Consider the following 14986-nt stretch of genomic DNA (forward strand, 5'->3'; position numbering starts at 1 on the left):
TCCCGTCCCCGGGCGCACGCTCAGGACGGTGCAGTGGCTGCAACTCCTGACGCCGCTCTCCCTGGCCCTGGGCCTCGCAGCCCTCACCGGCGTGCCGGCCGCCGTCATGTCCCGCTCTCGGCCTTGTGCCGCCACAGGGCGAGCAGGACTGCGGAGTAGGGGCGGGCCGGAGCGGCGGCGCGGCCGGCGCGGGCCAGGGCGTCGGCCGCACCGGCCAGGACCTCGCCCACCAGCACCGGTTCGCGCTCCGGGCGGTGGGTGCCGCCCGCCTGTTCGCACACCGTGCACAGGGCCATCGCCAGGCTCGCGACCCACTTGGCGCGCGGGCCGCCACATGCGTCGCAATCCGCCGCGCGGGCTGAAGGGATGAGCAGCACGTCGCCCCCGTGTGACGTCGTCGGAACCGGCACCGAGCCGGCAGCGCCAACGGCAGCGGAACCGGCGAGGAGATCCTTCCACCGCCCACTAACAACCATGTCGCGATGTTTCACGTGAAACATCGCCCGGACCAAGGTCGTGATGTTTCACGTGAAACGTCGCCCACCCTCGGCATGGGCGAAGATGGAGCCGTGACCTCGGCTCCCCAGCGCCCGGACGGGCCAACCCCCGCGACCCGGCTCATCGCCACCGACCTCGACGGCACCCTGCTGCGCGACGACAAATCCGTCTCGGAGCGCACCGTCGCCGCCCTCGCCGCCGCCGAGGAGGCCGGCATCGAGGTGTTCTTCGTGACCGGACGCCCGGCCCGCTGGATGGGTGTGGTCAGCGACCACGTCCAGGGCCACGGCCTGGCCATCTGCGCGAACGGGGCCGCCGTCGTCGACCTGCATGCCATCGACCGGCACGCCACCGACGAGCACACCACCGGCCGGCCACCCGCGGGTCGGGAGTTCGTCCAGGTCAGGCCGCTGCCGCGGATCACGGCACTCAAGGTGGTGGAGGCCCTGCGGGCCGCCGCCCCCGGCACCTCCTTCGCCGTCGAGCTGACCACCGGCATCAACTACGAGCCGCAGTACCCGCCGTTCTTCCAGGACCCGGGCGCCCATGTCGCCACCGCCGAGGAGCTGCTCGACGAGGCCACGGACGACGATTCGGCGCCCGTGCTCAAGGTGCTCGCGCACCACTCCGAGCTGGCCCCGGACGAGTTCCTGGCCCTGGCCCGCTCCGTCGCCGGCGCGTACGCCTCGATCACCCGCTCCAGCCCGACCTCCCTGCTGGAGATCAGCGGCCCGGGGGTCTCCAAGGCGAGCACCCTGGCGCTGTGCTGCGCGGAGCGCGGCATCTCACCGGCCGAAGTGGTCGCCTTCGGCGATATGCCGAACGACGTGGAGATGCTCGGCTGGGCCGGCACCTCGTACGCGATGGGCAACGCCCATCCGGATGTGATCGCGGCCGCGTCGGGCCGTACGGTCGCCAACAACGAGGACGGCGTCGCCCTGGTCATCGAGCGCATCCTGGCCGAACGGACCGACCGCACCGAGGCGTAGCCACCAGCCGAAGCACGGCTACAGCGGGGCCTCCCACACCAGGGTGGTCCCGCCGCCCTCCTCGCCGAGGCCGGGGCCGTACGAGCTGGATCCGCCGAGCGATTCGGCCCGTCGGCGCAGGTTGCGCAGCCCGCTGCGCCGCCCGCCCTCCGGGATGCCCACTCCGTCGTCGGCCACCTCCAGCCGGACCCCGGGCCGCCCGTCGGCCAGGCTGACGGTGGAGTCGAGCACCACCTCGATCCGGGACGCCTCCGAGTGCCGGAACGCGTTCGACAGCGCCTCCCGCAGGGCGGCGATCAGATTCTTTCCGACGAGCTCGCCGACGACCGCGTCGATCGGTCCGAGGAAGCGGTGCGCGGGCTTGAAGCCCAGCGGCACGGCAGCCATGTTGATCTCCCGCAGCACCCGGGTGCGCAGCCCCGAAGGGGCCTCCGCCGGTCCTTGCTGGAGCGCGAAGATCGCGGTGCGGATCTCCTGGATCGTCACGTCGAGCTCGTCCACGGCCTTGCCGACGCCGTCGCGGACCTCCGGGACGATGGAACGGCGCTGGGCGCCCTCCAGCATCATGCCGGTGGCGAAGAGCCGCTGGATGACCAGGTCGTGCAGGTCGCGCGCGATCCGGTCGCGGTCCTCGAACACCGCGAGGCGTTCTCGGTCCCGCTGCGCCTCCGCCATCATCAGCGCCAGGGCCGCCTGCGAGGCGAACTGCGTGGCCAGGGTCCGCTCCGCCTCGGTGAACGGCCTCTTCCCGCGCGCCCGCGGCGTGACGAGGGCCCCCAGGACCCGGCCGCCGCTCTGCAGGGGAAGCATCATGCAGGCCCCGTACTGGCTGGTCAGGCGACTGATCATGCGCGGGTCCGAGGCCGCGTCGTCCACGAAGACCGACTCGCCCTCCAGCAGCTGGGCCACCACCGGGCTCTCCGCCGGGATGACGACGCCGAGCGAGGTCGCCGGGTTCTCCGCGGAGACCGCGACGATCTCCATCCCGCCGTCCTCGGCCGGCAGCATCACGATCCCGGCGGCCGAATCGGCGAGCCGGCGGGCCTGTTCGGCGACGACCGCGAGCGCGTCGTCCGCGTCCCCGCCCGACAGCAGGGCCGTGGTGACGGCGACCGAGCCGTCGATCCAGCGCTCGCGCTGGGTGGCGGCCTCGTAGAGCCGGGCGTTGCCGATGGCGATGCCGGCCTCGGTCGCCAGCACCCGGACCATGTGGACGTCGTAGTCGTTGAACTCGCCGCCACCGTTCTTCTCCGCCAGGTAGAGGTTCCCGAAGATCTCTCCCTGGACCCGGATCGGAACGCCGAGGAAGGTCTTCATGGGCGGGTGATGGGCGGGGAACCCCGACGAGCGCGGGTCCTTGGCCAGGTCGGCGAGGTGCACGGGGTCCGGGTTCGAGATCAGCGCGCCGAGCAGGCCGCGCTTCCCGTCCGGGCGGTGCCCGATCTTCTTCGCCAGCGCATTGCTGATGCCGAAGGTGACGAAGTCCGAGAGCCCCCGGCCCTCGGTGTCGACCACGCCGATGGCCGCGTAGCGGGCGTCCGCGAGCTCGGCGGCCGTCTCGCAGATCCGGTCCAGCGTGGAGTGCAGTTCGAGGCCGGTACCGACCGATCGCATGGCCTCCAGCAGCTGCGGCACCCGGGCCGTGAGCTCGGTGGACAGACCCTGAAGACTCCGGGTGGCGGCGGTCGCGGCCTCCATCGGGTCGGGCGATTGCGGTGAGGGCTCCGGCGGATACTCGGGCGATTCCTGCGACTCCTGCGCTGACATGCCCTTGAGCCTAGTTAGTCCCGTTTAGCGAGGAAAGTCGAGCCTGCCCGGAGCCGGCCGTCAGGTCCGCCTCCCGCTCCCGCTCCAGCAGCCCGCGCAGCGGACCGGGGGCCGCCGCCAGCTCCGCGTACGCACCGCGCTGGACCACCGCACCGCCGTCCAGGACGAGTACCTCGTCGACCTCTTCCAAGCCGGCCAGCCGGTGCGTGATCAGCACGGTGGTGCGGCCCTCGGTCGCGGCCAGCAGGTCCGCGGTCAGCGCGTCGGCGGTGGCCAGGTCCAGGTGCTCGGCCGGCTCGTCCAGGACGAGGACCGGGAAGTCCGCGAGCAACGCCCGTGCCAGCGCGAGACGCTGGCGCTGACCGCCGGAGATCCGCTCACCGTGCTCGCCGACCAGCGTGTCCAGCCCGTCCGGGAGCCCCTCGGCCCAGTCCAGCAGCCGGGCCGCGGCGAGGGCCTCCCGCAGCCGCGCCTCGTCGGCCCCCGGGGCGGCCAGGCGCAGGTTCTCCCGTACCGAGCTGTCGAAGATGTGCGCGTCCTGGGCACACAGGCCCACGACCCGGCGCACGTCGTCCCCGTCGAGGGCGCGCGCATCGGTCCCGCCCAGGGTGTACGAGCCTTCGTGCTGGTCCAGGAAGCGCAGCAGGACGTGTGCCAGCGTGGTCTTGCCCGCTCCCGAGGGCCCGACGACCGCGATCCGGCGGCCCGCCTCCAGGGTCAGGTCGAGCCCGTGCAGCGCGTCCCTCTCCTGCCCGGGGTGGCGGGCGGCGAGCCCCGTCAGCCGCAGCGGGAAGGGCGAGGCGGGCAGGGCTTCGGGCCGCTCCGGCTCGGTGACCGGGACGGGGGTGTCGATGACTTCGTAGACCCGTTCGGCGCTGCGCCTGACCCGCTGGCGGTACTGGACGGCCTGCGGAAGCCCGCTGACGGCCTCGAAGGCGGCCAGCGGGGTCAGGACGACCACCGCCATGGCCACCCCGGACAGCCGGCCCCCGGCGACGGCGTTGGCCCCGACGGCGGCCGCGCACACCACGGTCAGTCCGGTCACCAGGGCCGACAGCCCGCTCCCGAGCCCGGTGACGGCGGCCGCGCGGGCCGCGATCCCGGTGAGGGTGCGGTCGCTGTCCTTCGCGGCGGCCTTGCGGCCGCCGAGCGCTCCGGCGACGGTGAGCTCCGCGGTTCCGGTCAGCAGATCTGCCACACGGGTGGCGAGCTCGCCCCGGGCGGGCGCGAGCCGGCGTTCCGTGCGGCGGGCGCAGACCGCGCTGACGAGCGGTACCCCGACACCGGCGGTCAGGAGCCCGACGGCGAGCACCACACCGGCCCCGGGCAGCAGCCAGGCGGTGAACGCCACGGAGCCGGTGCCCACGAGCGCCGCGGTGCCGACGGGCAGCAGCCAGCGCAGCCAGTAGTCCTGCAGGGCGTCGGCGTCGGCCACGAGCCGGGTCAGCAGATCCCCGCGCCGTTGGGTGCGCAGTCCGGCGGGCGCGATGCGCTCCAGCCGCTGGAACACCGAGACGCGCAGGTCGGCGAGCATCCGCAGGACCGCGTCGTGGGACACGAGCCGCTCCGCGTAGCGGAAGACGGCCCGTCCCATGCCGAAGGCCCGCGTCGCGGTGACGGCCACCATCAGGTACAGCACGGGAGGCTGTTCGGAGGCGCGCGAGATCAGCCATCCGGAGACGGCCATCAGCCCGACGCTGCAGCCGACGGCCATCGCCCCGAGGAACAGCCCGAGCCTGAACCGCCCCTGCCAGGCCTTGGCCACGCCCCGTACCCGCCTGAGCGGATCGCCGCCGCCGCCGTCGCCGCCGCCCGTACCGCCCGCCCGCTCCGGAGCGTCCCCGAGGATCCATTCGCCGGGATCGCGCGGCGCCGGTCCCGCCGCCGTCTGTCCCGCCCGCACGGTGGGAAGGGGGGCGGTGGGGGAGGGCACGGCGGGGCCGGTCCCGACCCTGACGACCCGGTCGGCCAGCGCAAGCAGCGCCGGCCGGTGCACCACGAGCAGGACGGTCCGCCCGACCGCGAGGCGGCGTACCGCTTCCACCACGGCCGCCTCGGTCTCGCCGTCCAGGGCCGCCGTCGGCTCGTCGAGCAGGAGCACCGGCCGGTCCGCCAGGAACGCCCGCGCCAGCGCGAGGCGCTGGCGCTGCCCGGCGGACAGTCCGACCCCGCCCTCGCCGAGAAGGGTGTCCGCCCCTCGCGGCAGGGCCCGTACGAACTCCCATGCCCCGGCGTCCACCAGGGCGGCGGTCACCTCGGCCGCGGCGGCGCCGGGCCGCGCCAGCCGTACGTTCTCCGCGATCGTCCCGGCAAACAGGTGCGGCCGCTGGGGCACCCAGGCGATCCGCTCCCGCCACTGCTCGGGCGCCAGCCCGGCCAGGTCCACGCCCCCGACCCGGACTCGGCCCGCACTCGGCGTCACGAAGCCCAGCAGCACCTGCAGCAGCGTGGACTTGCCCGCGCCGCTCGGCCCGGTGAGGGCCACGCATTCGCCCGGTTCCACGGTCAGCGATACGGGTCCGGGGGAGTCCTCGCCCCGGCCGTCGTACCGTACGGCCACCCCGTCGAGCTCGATTCGCAGTCCCGAGACCGCAGGGGAGCCCGTCCCGTGCGAAGCGGCGACCGGGGTCTCCAGCACCTCGAAGATCTCTTCCGCGGCGGCCAGTCCCTCCGCCGCCGCGTGATACTGCGCCCCGACCTGGCGCAGCGGCAGGTAGGCCTCGGGCGCCAGGACCAGGATGACCAGCCCGGTGTAGAGGTCCAGTTCCCCGTGGACGAGCCGCATGCCGATGGTCACGGCGACCAGCGCGACCGACAGCGTCGCCAGCAGTTCCAGCGCGAAGGAGGACAGGAACGCGATGCGCAGGGTGCGCATCGTCGCCTGCCGGTAGTCATCGGTGATCTTGCGGATGGACTCCGCCTGCGCCTTCGCACGGCCGAAGACCTTGAGGGTCGGCAGACCGGCCACCACGTCCAGGAAGTGCCCCGAGAGCCGGGACAGCAGCCGCCACTGGCGGTCCATCCGGGACTGGGTGGCCATGCCGATCAGGATCATGAACAGGGGGATCAGCGGGAGCGTGACCACGATGATCGCCGCCGACACCCAGTCCTCGGTGACGATCCTCGCGAGCACCGCCACGGGGACGACGATCGCGAGCCCCAGCTGGGGCAGGTACCGCGAGAAGTAGTCGTCGAGGGCGTCCACTCCCCGGGTGGCCAGGGCCACCAGGGAACCCGTCCGCTGTCCGCTCAGCCAGCCGGGTCCGAGGTCCACCGCCCGCTCCAGCAGCCGGCCGCGCAGTTCCGACTTGACCGCCGCGCTCGCCCGGTGCGCGGCCAGCTCGGTCAGCCAGGCGACCAGACCCCGGCCGAGCGCCACCGCCGCGAGCAGCAGCAGGGGCGTCCGAAGGGCTCCGCCGTCCAGTCCGTCCTCGAAGGCACCGACCACGATCTCGGCGATCAGCATGGCCTGACCGACGACCAGCCCCGCCCCGGCGAGCCCGAGGGCCACCACCGCCCCCAGGAAGAGGCGGGTGGACCGGGCGTACCGAAGCAGGCGCGGGTCGATCGGTTTCACGTGAAACATCCCCCAGGCAGGAACGGGCGGAGCGGAGCGGAGCGGGCGAGCCGGCCGAGCGGCTCAGTGCACGTCGACGATGTGCTGCGTGCCGATGCGCTTGCGGAACACCCAGTACGTCCACGCCTGGTAGAGCAGGACGACCGGGGTCGCCACCGCCGCGCACCAGGTCATGATCTTCAGGGTGTACGCGCTGGACGAGGCGTTGGTGACCGTGAGGTTCCAGGCATCGTTCAGCGAGGACGGCATGACGTTCGGGAACAGCGTCAGGAAGAGCATCGCGACGGCCGCCGCGATGGTGACCCCCGACAGCCCGAAGGACCAGCCCTCCCGGCCCGCGAGGTTGAAGCCGAGGGCTCCGACCAGGGCCACTACCGCCACGATCATGGCGATCAGGCTCCAGCCGTCACCGCGCGAGACCTGGGTCCAGGTCAGGAAGGCGAGCGCCAGGACGGCGGTCACCACCCCGAGCTGCGTGGCCAGCTTGCGCGAGCGGTCCCGGATGTCACCGACCGTCTTGAGCGAGGTGAACACCGCGCCGTGGAAGGTGAACAGGGTCAGGGTGACCAGGCCGCCGAGGATCGAGTAGACGTTGAGCAGGTCGAAGAAGGTTCCGACGTACTCCATGTCCTGGTCGATCTTCACTCCGCGCACGATGTTGGCGAAGGCCACGCCCCACAGGAACGCGGGGATCAGCGAAGTCCAGAAGATCGCGTGTTCCCAGTTGGTCTGCCACTTGTCCTCGGGCCGCTTGTGCCGGTACTCGAAGGCGACCCCGCGGATGATGAGGCAGATCAGGATGATCAGGAGCGGCAGGTAGAAGCCGGAGAAGAGGGTGGCGTACCACTCCGGGAAGGCGGCGAAGGTCGCGCCTCCGGCCGTGAGCAGCCAGACCTCGTTGCCGTCCCACACGGGCCCGATCGTGTTGATCAGGACCCGCTTCTCCGTGCGGTTGCGGGCCAGCAGCTTGGTCAGGACGCCGACTCCGAAGTCGAAGCCCTCCAGGAAGAAGTAGCCGATCCAGAGAACGGCGATGAGCACGAACCAGACGTCGTGGAGTTGCATGGTGTGGTCTCCTCAGCCTCAGTACGAGAAGGCCATCGGCCGGTCGGGGTTCTTGTCGTCCCCGCCGATCTTGGTCGGCGGGTTGAGGTCGGCCTCGGTGAGCTCGGGCGGGCCGGCCTTGACGTACTTCACGAGGAGCTTGACCTCGATCACGGCGAGCACGGCGTAGAGCAGCGTGAAGCCGATCATCGAGGTGAGCACCTCACCCTGGGAAACGTTCGGCGAGACCGCGTCCCTGGTGCGCAGGACCCCGTAGACCACCCAGGGCTGACGGCCCATCTCGGTGAAGATCCAGCCCCAGGAGTTGGCGATCAGCGGGAAGCCCATGGTCCAGAGCGCGATGATCCAGTACCAGTTCGTGAACTTGGGGCTCAGCGCCTTCTTGAAGAGGACCAGGTGCGGGACCTCTTCCTCACCGGTGCGCAGCCCCGGCGGGAGCAAGAACTTCTTGCGGGTCAGCCAGAGCCCCAGCATGCCGACGCCGAGCGAGGCCATGCCGAAGCCGATCATCCAGCGGAAGCCCCAGTAGGCGACGGGGATGTTGGGCCGGTAGTCACCGGGCCCGAACTTCTCCTGTTCGGCCTTGTTGACGTCGTTGATGCCCGGGACGAACGAGGTGAAGTCGTCGTTGGCCAGGAAGGACAGCAGGCCCGGAATCTCTATGGCCACCGTGTTGTGACCCTTTTCCACGTCGCCGTAGGCGAAGACGGAGAAGGGGGCCGGCGCCTCGCCGTCCCAGAGCGCCTCGGCGGCGGCCATCTTCATCGGCTGCTGCTTGAACATCACCTTGCCGAGCAGGTCTCCGCTGATGGCGGTTCCCAGACCGGCGATGATCATGACGACCAGGCCGAGTCGCAGCGAGGTCCGCATGACCGGGATGTGCTTCTTGCGGGCGAGGTGGAAGGCCGCGATGCCGACCATGAACGCACCGCCGACCAGGAAGGCCGCCGTCATGGTGTGGAAGAACTGGGTCAGCGCGGTGTTCTGCGTGAGCACCAGCCAGAAGTCGGTGAGCTCGGCCCGGCCGCGCTCCGGATTCATCCGGTAGCCGACCGGGTGCTGCATCCAGGAGTTCGCCGCGAGGATGAAGTACGCGGACAGGATGGTGCCGATCGAGACCATCCAGATGCAGGCCAGGTGGATCTTCTTCGGCAGCTTGTCCCAGCCGAAGATCCACAGACCGATGAAGGTGGACTCGAAGAAGAAGGCGATGAGCGCCTCGAAGGCCAGCGGGGCTCCGAAGATGTCACCGACGAACCGCGAGTAGTCGGACCAGTTCATGCCGAACTGGAACTCCTGGACGATGCCGGTGACGACACCCATCGCGATGTTGATCAGGAAGAGCTTGCCCCAGAACTTGGTGGCCTTGAGGTACTTCTCCTTTTCCGAACGCACCCAGGCGGTCTGCAAGATCGCGACGAGCGCGGCCAGAGAGATCGTCAAGGGGACGAAGAGGAAGTGATAGACGGTGGTAATACCGAACTGCCATCGCGCCAGGGTCTCTGGCGCCAAAGCTAGGTCCACGTCATCGTCTCCTTCGTTTCGCCGTGGTCACAGCCGCAGTTTGCCTCTTGTATCCCACTCAATCCGGGACGAAGCAGGGACGCTTGTGAACGCGTTCACATTCACAAGCATTATGTCGCACTGCTGTCGGCATCTTTCAGGGGGGGGTCCCCCCTAGCGAATAAATTCAACAGATTGTTGAATACGACCCATGAAGATTCGATTCCTCTGGCCCGCCGGCCAGCTCACCGCAACGCTCGACGAGACCCCGACCGCCAAGGCGCTCGCCGACGCACTCCCCATTTCCGCCTCCGCCAACACCTGGGGCGAGGAGGTCTACTTCGACACCGGCGTCTCCGTGGCGCTGGAGCACGACGCCCAGCAGGTCGTCGAGCCCGGCACGGTCGCGTTCTGGACCGAGGGCGACGCGCTCGCGCTGCCCTACGGCCCCACCCCGATCTCCCGCGGAGGCGAGAGCCGCCTGGCGAGCCCGTGCAACGTCCTCGGCTCGTTCGACGGCGACCCCCGCCTGCTGGCCACCGTCCGCGACGGCGACCCCATCCGCGTGGAACTGGCCTGACACCAGTCCCGGGAGCGCTACATCTCCTTGAAGAACGCCTCCGCCGTGTGCAGGAAGAGGTCGTTCGCCTCGGGCTCGCCGATCGTGACCCGCAGGCCCTCGCCCGCGAAGGGCCGGACCACCACGCCGGCCTTCTCGCAGGCCGCCGCGAAGTCGGCGGTCCGCTCGCCGAGCCGCATCCACACGAAGTTGGCCTGCGTCTCGGGCACCACCGTCCAGCCCTGGGCCAGCAGCGTCCCGTGGACCCGGGCGCGCTCGCTCACCAGTGAGCCGACCCGGCCCATCAGCTCGTCCTCGGCCCGCAGCGAGGCGACCGCCGCGTCCTGGGCGAGCTGGCTGACGCCGAAGGGCACCGCGGTCTTGCGCAGCGCCGCGGCCACCGGCTCGTGCGCCACCGCGAAGCCGACGCGCAGGCCGGCGAGCCCGTACGCCTTGGAGAAGGTACGCAGCACGGCGACGTTGGGGCGGTTGCGGTAGAGCTCGATGCCGTCCGGAACCTCGACGTCGCGCACGAACTCCTTGTACGCCTCGTCGAGGACGACGAGGACGTCGGAGGGCACCCGGTCCAGGAACCGCTCCAGCTCCGCACGGCGCACCGCGGTGCCGGTGGGGTTGTTGGGGTTGCAGACGAAAATCAGGCGGGTCCGGTCGGTGATCGCCTCGAACATCGCGTCCAGGTCGTGCACGTCCCCCTCGGCCAGCGGGACCTGGACCGAGGTCGCACCCGAGATCTGAACGATGATCGGATAAGCCTCGAAAGACCGCCAGGCGTAGATGACCTCGTCACCGGGACCCGCCGTCGACTGGATCAGCGACTGGGCGACGCCGACCGAGCCGGTGCCGGTGGCGATGTGCTCGACCGGGACCCCGAAACGATCCGCGAGCTCGTTCACGAGGCCCGTGCACGCCATGTCGGGGTACCGGTTGAAGTGGCCCGCCGCGGCGACCGCGCTCTCCAGCACCCCAGGCAGGGGCGGGTACGGGTTCTCGTTAGAGGACAGCTTGAACGCGACCGGACCGCCCGCTGCCGCGGGCTTCCCGGGCTTGTAGGTGGGGATGCCGTCCAGCTCGGCGCGCAGCTTCGGGCTCTTCTCGCTCACCGCAGGTCCTCCTCGACCGTCCCGTACGACGTCGCCGTCGACTCAATACTCCTCACCTTATGAGGATTCCGTCCATCCGAGAACGGCAGGCGCCTGGAATGCGGGAGAGCGCACGCATATATGCGTGCGCCGGTGGCCTGCGCCGTGGCGCGCGTCCCTCGTACAGGTGAGTTGAGCAGAGGACGAGAGCGCACCGTTTTGGCATGCACGGTCCCGTCGACAAGGGCACCCGACACCCTTTGCAACCAAACACCTTCATTTCCAAGGTCATTGGGGGTGGCGAACCGTGCAGAATCGTGCCTGTCAACGCGTGCATATGCATCCGGACCGCCCTGCCCACCGCGCCCTACTATCGGCTCGCCATGACAGCAGCAGGGAAGCATCAGGTGAGCCGGACCGAGACCACCCGGCGGGCCGCCGGCCGACAAAGCCGGGCGGGCATCAGGGACGTGGCCGCCGCGGCGGGCGTCTCGATCACGACCGTCTCCGACGCCCTCAATGGGAAGGGACGACTGCCGGACGCCACCCGCCGCCACGTTCGCGAGGTCGCAGACCGGCTGGGCTACCGCCCTTCCGCGGCGGCCCGCACCCTCCGTACCGGCAAGTCGGGCCTCATCGGCCTGACCGTGACGACGTACGGGGATGAACCTTTCACCTTCACCGAATTCGCGTACTTCGCCGAGATGGCCAGGGCCGCCACCTCCGCCGCGCTCGCTCGCGGCTACGCCCTCGTCATCCTCCCCGCCACCTCCCGACACGACGTCTGGTCCAACGTGGCCCTCGACGGCACCGTCGTCATCGACCCCTCCGACCACGATCCCGTCGTCACCGAACTGGTCCGCCAGGGTCTGCCCGTCGTCTCCGACGGACGCCCCGCCGGCTCACTCCCCGTCACCGCCTGGGTCGACAACGACCACGAGGCCGCCGTACTGGGCCTCCTCGACCACCTCGCCGCCGCCGGAGCCCGCCGCATCGGGCTGCTGACCGGCACCACCACCGACACCTACACCCGGCTCTCCACCACGGCCTACCTGCGTTGGTGTGAGCGCGTGGGCCAGGACCCCGTCTACGAGTCCTACCCCGCCCACGATCCGTGCGCCGGCGCCGTCGCCGCCGACCGGCTCCTCGCCCGGCCCGACCGGCCCGACGCCGTCTACGGCCTGTTCGACCCCAATGGCACCGACCTGCTCGCCGCCGCCCGGCGCTACGGCCTGCGTGTTCCCGAGGATCTGCTGCTCGTGTGCTGCAGCGAATCCACCGTGTACGCCAACACCGAACCGCCCATCACCACCCTGTCCCTCAAACCGCGCCGCATCGGCACCGCCGTCGTCCAGCTGCTCATCGACGCCATCGAGGGCGTCGACACGGGCGGACCCGTCGAACAGGTCATCCCGACCGAGCTGATCATCCGTACCTCGTCCCAGCGCAGGCAGCCCCGTACGACCGTCAGCCCGCCCCGATCCCCGGCACAGGACTGACCACCACGCCGGCCCAACGGCGGGGCCTGGGGCCCCGCCGAGGATTTCAGCAACACCGATATCGGGAGAAACCGGTAGGAAGGACCAGCTCCGCCCAGGATTCACCACCCCTGGTGCGTCACAGAGCGCGAGCTGCATTCCTATGATGGGCGCACGACATCACGGATCCTCAGCCCCGAAGGCGGGAGGGTCCGCAGGTGTACGGCAGCGCGACGGTGGTGGAGGGGTCGATGACTCAGGGGGCCGGTCAGGGACCCGCGGTGCGGACGGACACCGAGCGGGACTTCCGGTTGCCGGTCGCCGAACCCGCCTCGCATACGGTCCCCCCGGGGGCCGCAGCAGCCGGATCGGGCGGCCCCGCAGGGTTCGGAGCGGACGCCCCCGTCTACGGCGAGTACCCCGCCTACTACGACGCGGGTCCGGCTCCCGTCCCCGCGCAGCACGGGTACGGCCACGAAGCCGCGTACGGCGCCGCCGGCGTCCTCGGCGAGCCCGGCCGCCCGATGGGCCACGTCGCCGAGGACAGCGACCCCGAGGGGTACACCCCGACGCAGCGCGACCTCCCCGTCATCGGGCTCGGCGGCCCCGGCGACACCGTCCAGATCCAGTACGTCCCCCAGGAGACCCCGGACGAGGGGGGTCCCGGCCCGCTGTACGTCGTGGGGGACGTCCACGGTTACATCGACGAACTCGTCTCCGAACTGCAGTTCCAGGGGCTCATCGACGCCGACCGCAACTGGTCCGCCGGCAACGCCCGGCTCTGGTTCCTCGGCGACTTCACCGACCGCGGCCCCGACGGCATCGGGGTCATCGACCTCGTCATGCGGCTCTCCGCCGAAGCCGCCGCCGCGGGCGGCTACTGCAAGGCCCTCATGGGCAACCACGAACTGCTGCTCATCGGCGCCAAGCGGTTCGGGGACACCCCCATCGTCTCCGGCGCCGGCACCGCCACCTTCCAGGCCGCCTGGCTCCTCAACGGCGGCCAGCGCACCGACATGGACCGGCTGCAGGACGTCCACCTCCAGTGGATGTCCCGGCTGGACGCGGCCGTCCTGGTGGAGGACCACCTGCTCCTCCACTCCGACACCACCGCCTACCTCGACTACGGCGACTCGGTCGAGGACGTCAACGACACCATCCACGAGCTGCTCAACCGCAACGACGCCGACATCACCTGGGACCTGTTCCGCAAGTTCACCAAGCGCTTCGCCTTCCGCGACGAGGAGACCGGCCCCCAGGCCGTACGCGAGCTCATCGGCACCTACGGCGGCAGTCGCGTCGTGCACGGCCACAGCCCCATCCCGTACCTGCTGGGCGAGGTGGGCACCGAGGACGGCGACGGGGCGCACGGTCCGGAGGCCGTCGTCGGCCCCCACGTCTACGCGGAAGGATTGGCCATCGCCATGGACGGTGGCGTGACGATGGCGGGCAAACTGCTCGTCGTGCAACTCCCGCTGAACGACTGAGGCTTCCCGGAGCTGGGTATTTCCGGAAAGCCCCTGTCGACGCACGGCGTGGGCGCTCTACCATCGCTCTATCCGTAGCAGGCTCTCCTCCGTTTGTGCCGGCGCCCCGTTCTACGCGGGCATACCGGTCCCCACGGAGCATCGGGGGATGCACATGACCAGCGCTCCGCACCTGCTCACCGAAGACCGACCGGAGTTCGATCGGCTCCTCGACGAGGCGCTGCGCACGGCGAGCGCCCGGCCCGAACTCGCCGCGCTCGGCGAACGGCTGAACGCCGAACAGCTGCGCACCATGGCCATGGGGGCCACCTCGCTGCTGACGGCCGCGGCCGCAGCCGAGTACGACCACTACGTGAAGGTCCGCAAGGAACGGCAGGACGAGATCCTGTCCACCCCCGGAACGACGGGGGAGGAGGACGACGGGCAGGGCGGCGGCGCGGGCATCAGCGCCGTGGTCGCGGTCCTCGCGCCCGTCCTGGCCGGCACCGCCATGCTGATCTTCCTGCTGGTGGGCTACATCCTGAAGATGATCGAACCCGAACCGGCCTTCGCCGACACGATGCTGACGGCGGGCTGGCTCTTCGGCGGGCTCACCGCCGCCGCGCTGCTCTTCGCCGTGATCGGGCTGCTCGTGACGGCCGTCCGCAACAGTTCCACCGAGGTGGCGGCGGACGAGACCGAGGCGGTACCCGACGAGGTGGCGCGGGCCCGGGAAGCCTGGCGCAACGCCCTGCTGGAGCGGGGCATCGTGCCGTTCCTCCGGGACGCGCTGGCCGATCCCAGCGCGGGGGCCGGCTTCCCGGCCCCCCGAAAGCCGGGAGCCGGGCGCATCCCCAACCTGGGATACACCCGTCCCGATTTCACCAGTCCGGGGGCCCCGGCGCAGGGGCCCCGTCCCGGTTACACGTCTCCGGACTTCACCAGCCCGGACTTCGGCGGCCCGGAGACCGGGCCGGAGTGACG

11 protein-coding genes are annotated in these 14986 nt (G+C 70.9%); 5 read left to right on the forward strand and 6 right to left on the reverse strand.

The window, feature by feature from the left end:
* Positions 1-104 precede the first annotated feature (104 nt).
* On the reverse strand, positions 105-377 hold the full coding sequence (locus AC3IYI_RS20315) for a hypothetical protein (protein ID WP_489405118.1): 273 nt from the start codon (positions 375-377) through the stop codon (positions 105-107).
* 174 nt (positions 378-551) lie between these two features.
* Between AC3IYI_RS20315 and AC3IYI_RS20320 the strand changes: the two genes are divergently transcribed.
* Positions 552-1487 carry an HAD hydrolase family protein gene (locus AC3IYI_RS20320; RefSeq protein WP_489405119.1) on the forward strand — a complete coding sequence of 312 codons (936 nt, stop codon included), beginning with the start codon at positions 552-554 and terminating at the stop codon, positions 1485-1487.
* An 18-nt stretch (positions 1488-1505) separates the two neighbouring features.
* Here the strand turns inward: AC3IYI_RS20320 and AC3IYI_RS20325 are convergent, their stop codons facing one another.
* From AC3IYI_RS20325 to AC3IYI_RS20340, 4 genes are all read right to left on the reverse strand, one after another.
* On the reverse strand, positions 1506-3254 hold the full coding sequence (locus AC3IYI_RS20325; protein ID WP_489405120.1) for a sensor histidine kinase: 1749 nt from the start codon (positions 3252-3254) through the stop codon (positions 1506-1508).
* Positions 3255-3264: 10 nt separating this feature from the next.
* A complete protein-coding gene (cydD, locus tag AC3IYI_RS20330) occupies positions 3265-6831 on the reverse strand; it encodes a thiol reductant ABC exporter subunit CydD (protein ID WP_489405121.1) in 3567 nt (1188 codons plus the stop codon).
* Positions 6832-6894: 63 nt separating this feature from the next.
* On the reverse strand, positions 6895-7896 hold the full coding sequence (cydB, locus tag AC3IYI_RS20335) for a cytochrome d ubiquinol oxidase subunit II (RefSeq protein ID WP_489405122.1): 1002 nt from the start codon (positions 7894-7896) through the stop codon (positions 6895-6897).
* An 18-nt stretch (positions 7897-7914) separates the two neighbouring features.
* Positions 7915-9420 (reverse strand): cytochrome ubiquinol oxidase subunit I, encoded by a 1506-nt coding sequence (locus tag AC3IYI_RS20340; RefSeq protein WP_489405123.1) that lies wholly within the window; start codon positions 9418-9420, stop codon positions 7915-7917.
* Between the two features lie 190 nt (positions 9421-9610).
* Between AC3IYI_RS20340 and AC3IYI_RS20345 the strand changes: the two genes are divergently transcribed.
* Positions 9611-9979 carry a cyclophilin-like fold protein gene (locus AC3IYI_RS20345; protein WP_243331197.1) on the forward strand — a complete coding sequence of 123 codons (369 nt, stop codon included), beginning with the start codon at positions 9611-9613 and terminating at the stop codon, positions 9977-9979.
* Positions 9980-9996: 17 nt separating this feature from the next.
* On the opposite strand, the gene hisC is transcribed toward AC3IYI_RS20345, so the two are convergent.
* The gene (gene hisC / locus AC3IYI_RS20350) at positions 9997-11079 is read right to left on the reverse strand and encodes a histidinol-phosphate transaminase (RefSeq protein ID WP_489405124.1); all 1083 of its coding nucleotides are present in this window, start codon (positions 11077-11079) and stop codon (positions 9997-9999) included.
* Positions 11080-11441: 362 nt separating this feature from the next.
* Between hisC and AC3IYI_RS20355 the strand changes: the two genes are divergently transcribed.
* The 3 genes from AC3IYI_RS20355 (at position 11442) to AC3IYI_RS20365 (ending at position 14984) form a co-directional block, all read left to right on the forward strand.
* Positions 11442-12557 carry a LacI family DNA-binding transcriptional regulator gene (locus tag AC3IYI_RS20355; protein WP_243331194.1) on the forward strand — a complete coding sequence of 372 codons (1116 nt, stop codon included), beginning with the start codon at positions 11442-11444 and terminating at the stop codon, positions 12555-12557.
* A gap of 215 nt (positions 12558-12772) precedes the next feature.
* Positions 12773-14023: a metallophosphoesterase gene (locus tag AC3IYI_RS20360; protein ID WP_489411599.1), complete on the forward strand. Its 1251-nt coding sequence runs from the start codon at positions 12773-12775 to the stop codon at positions 14021-14023.
* 148 nt (positions 14024-14171) lie between these two features.
* Positions 14172-14984 carry a hypothetical protein gene (locus tag AC3IYI_RS20365; RefSeq protein ID WP_489405125.1) on the forward strand — a complete coding sequence of 271 codons (813 nt, stop codon included), beginning with the start codon at positions 14172-14174 and terminating at the stop codon, positions 14982-14984.
* Positions 14985-14986 lie beyond the last annotated feature (2 nt).

The organism is Streptomyces sp. GL_148, assembly GCF_057834205.1.

Bases quoted from the DNA above. Each gene is read 5' to 3' on its own strand.
- AC3IYI_RS20320 (WP_489405119.1), top strand. From the start codon at position 552: ATGGGCGAAGATGGAGCCGTGACCTCGGCTCCCCAGCGCCCGGACGGG.
- AC3IYI_RS20325 (WP_489405120.1), bottom strand. From the start codon at position 3,254: ATGTCAGCGCAGGAGTCGCAGGAATCGCCCGAGTATCCGCCGGAGCCC.
- cydB (WP_489405122.1), bottom strand. From the start codon at position 7,896: ATGCAACTCCACGACGTCTGGTTCGTGCTCATCGCCGTTCTCTGGATC.
- AC3IYI_RS20345 (WP_243331197.1), top strand. From the start codon at position 9,611: ATGAAGATTCGATTCCTCTGGCCCGCCGGCCAGCTCACCGCAACGCTC.
- AC3IYI_RS20355 (WP_243331194.1), top strand. From the start codon at position 11,442: ATGACAGCAGCAGGGAAGCATCAGGTGAGCCGGACCGAGACCACCCGG.
- AC3IYI_RS20365 (WP_489405125.1), top strand. From the start codon at position 14,172: ATGCACATGACCAGCGCTCCGCACCTGCTCACCGAAGACCGACCGGAG.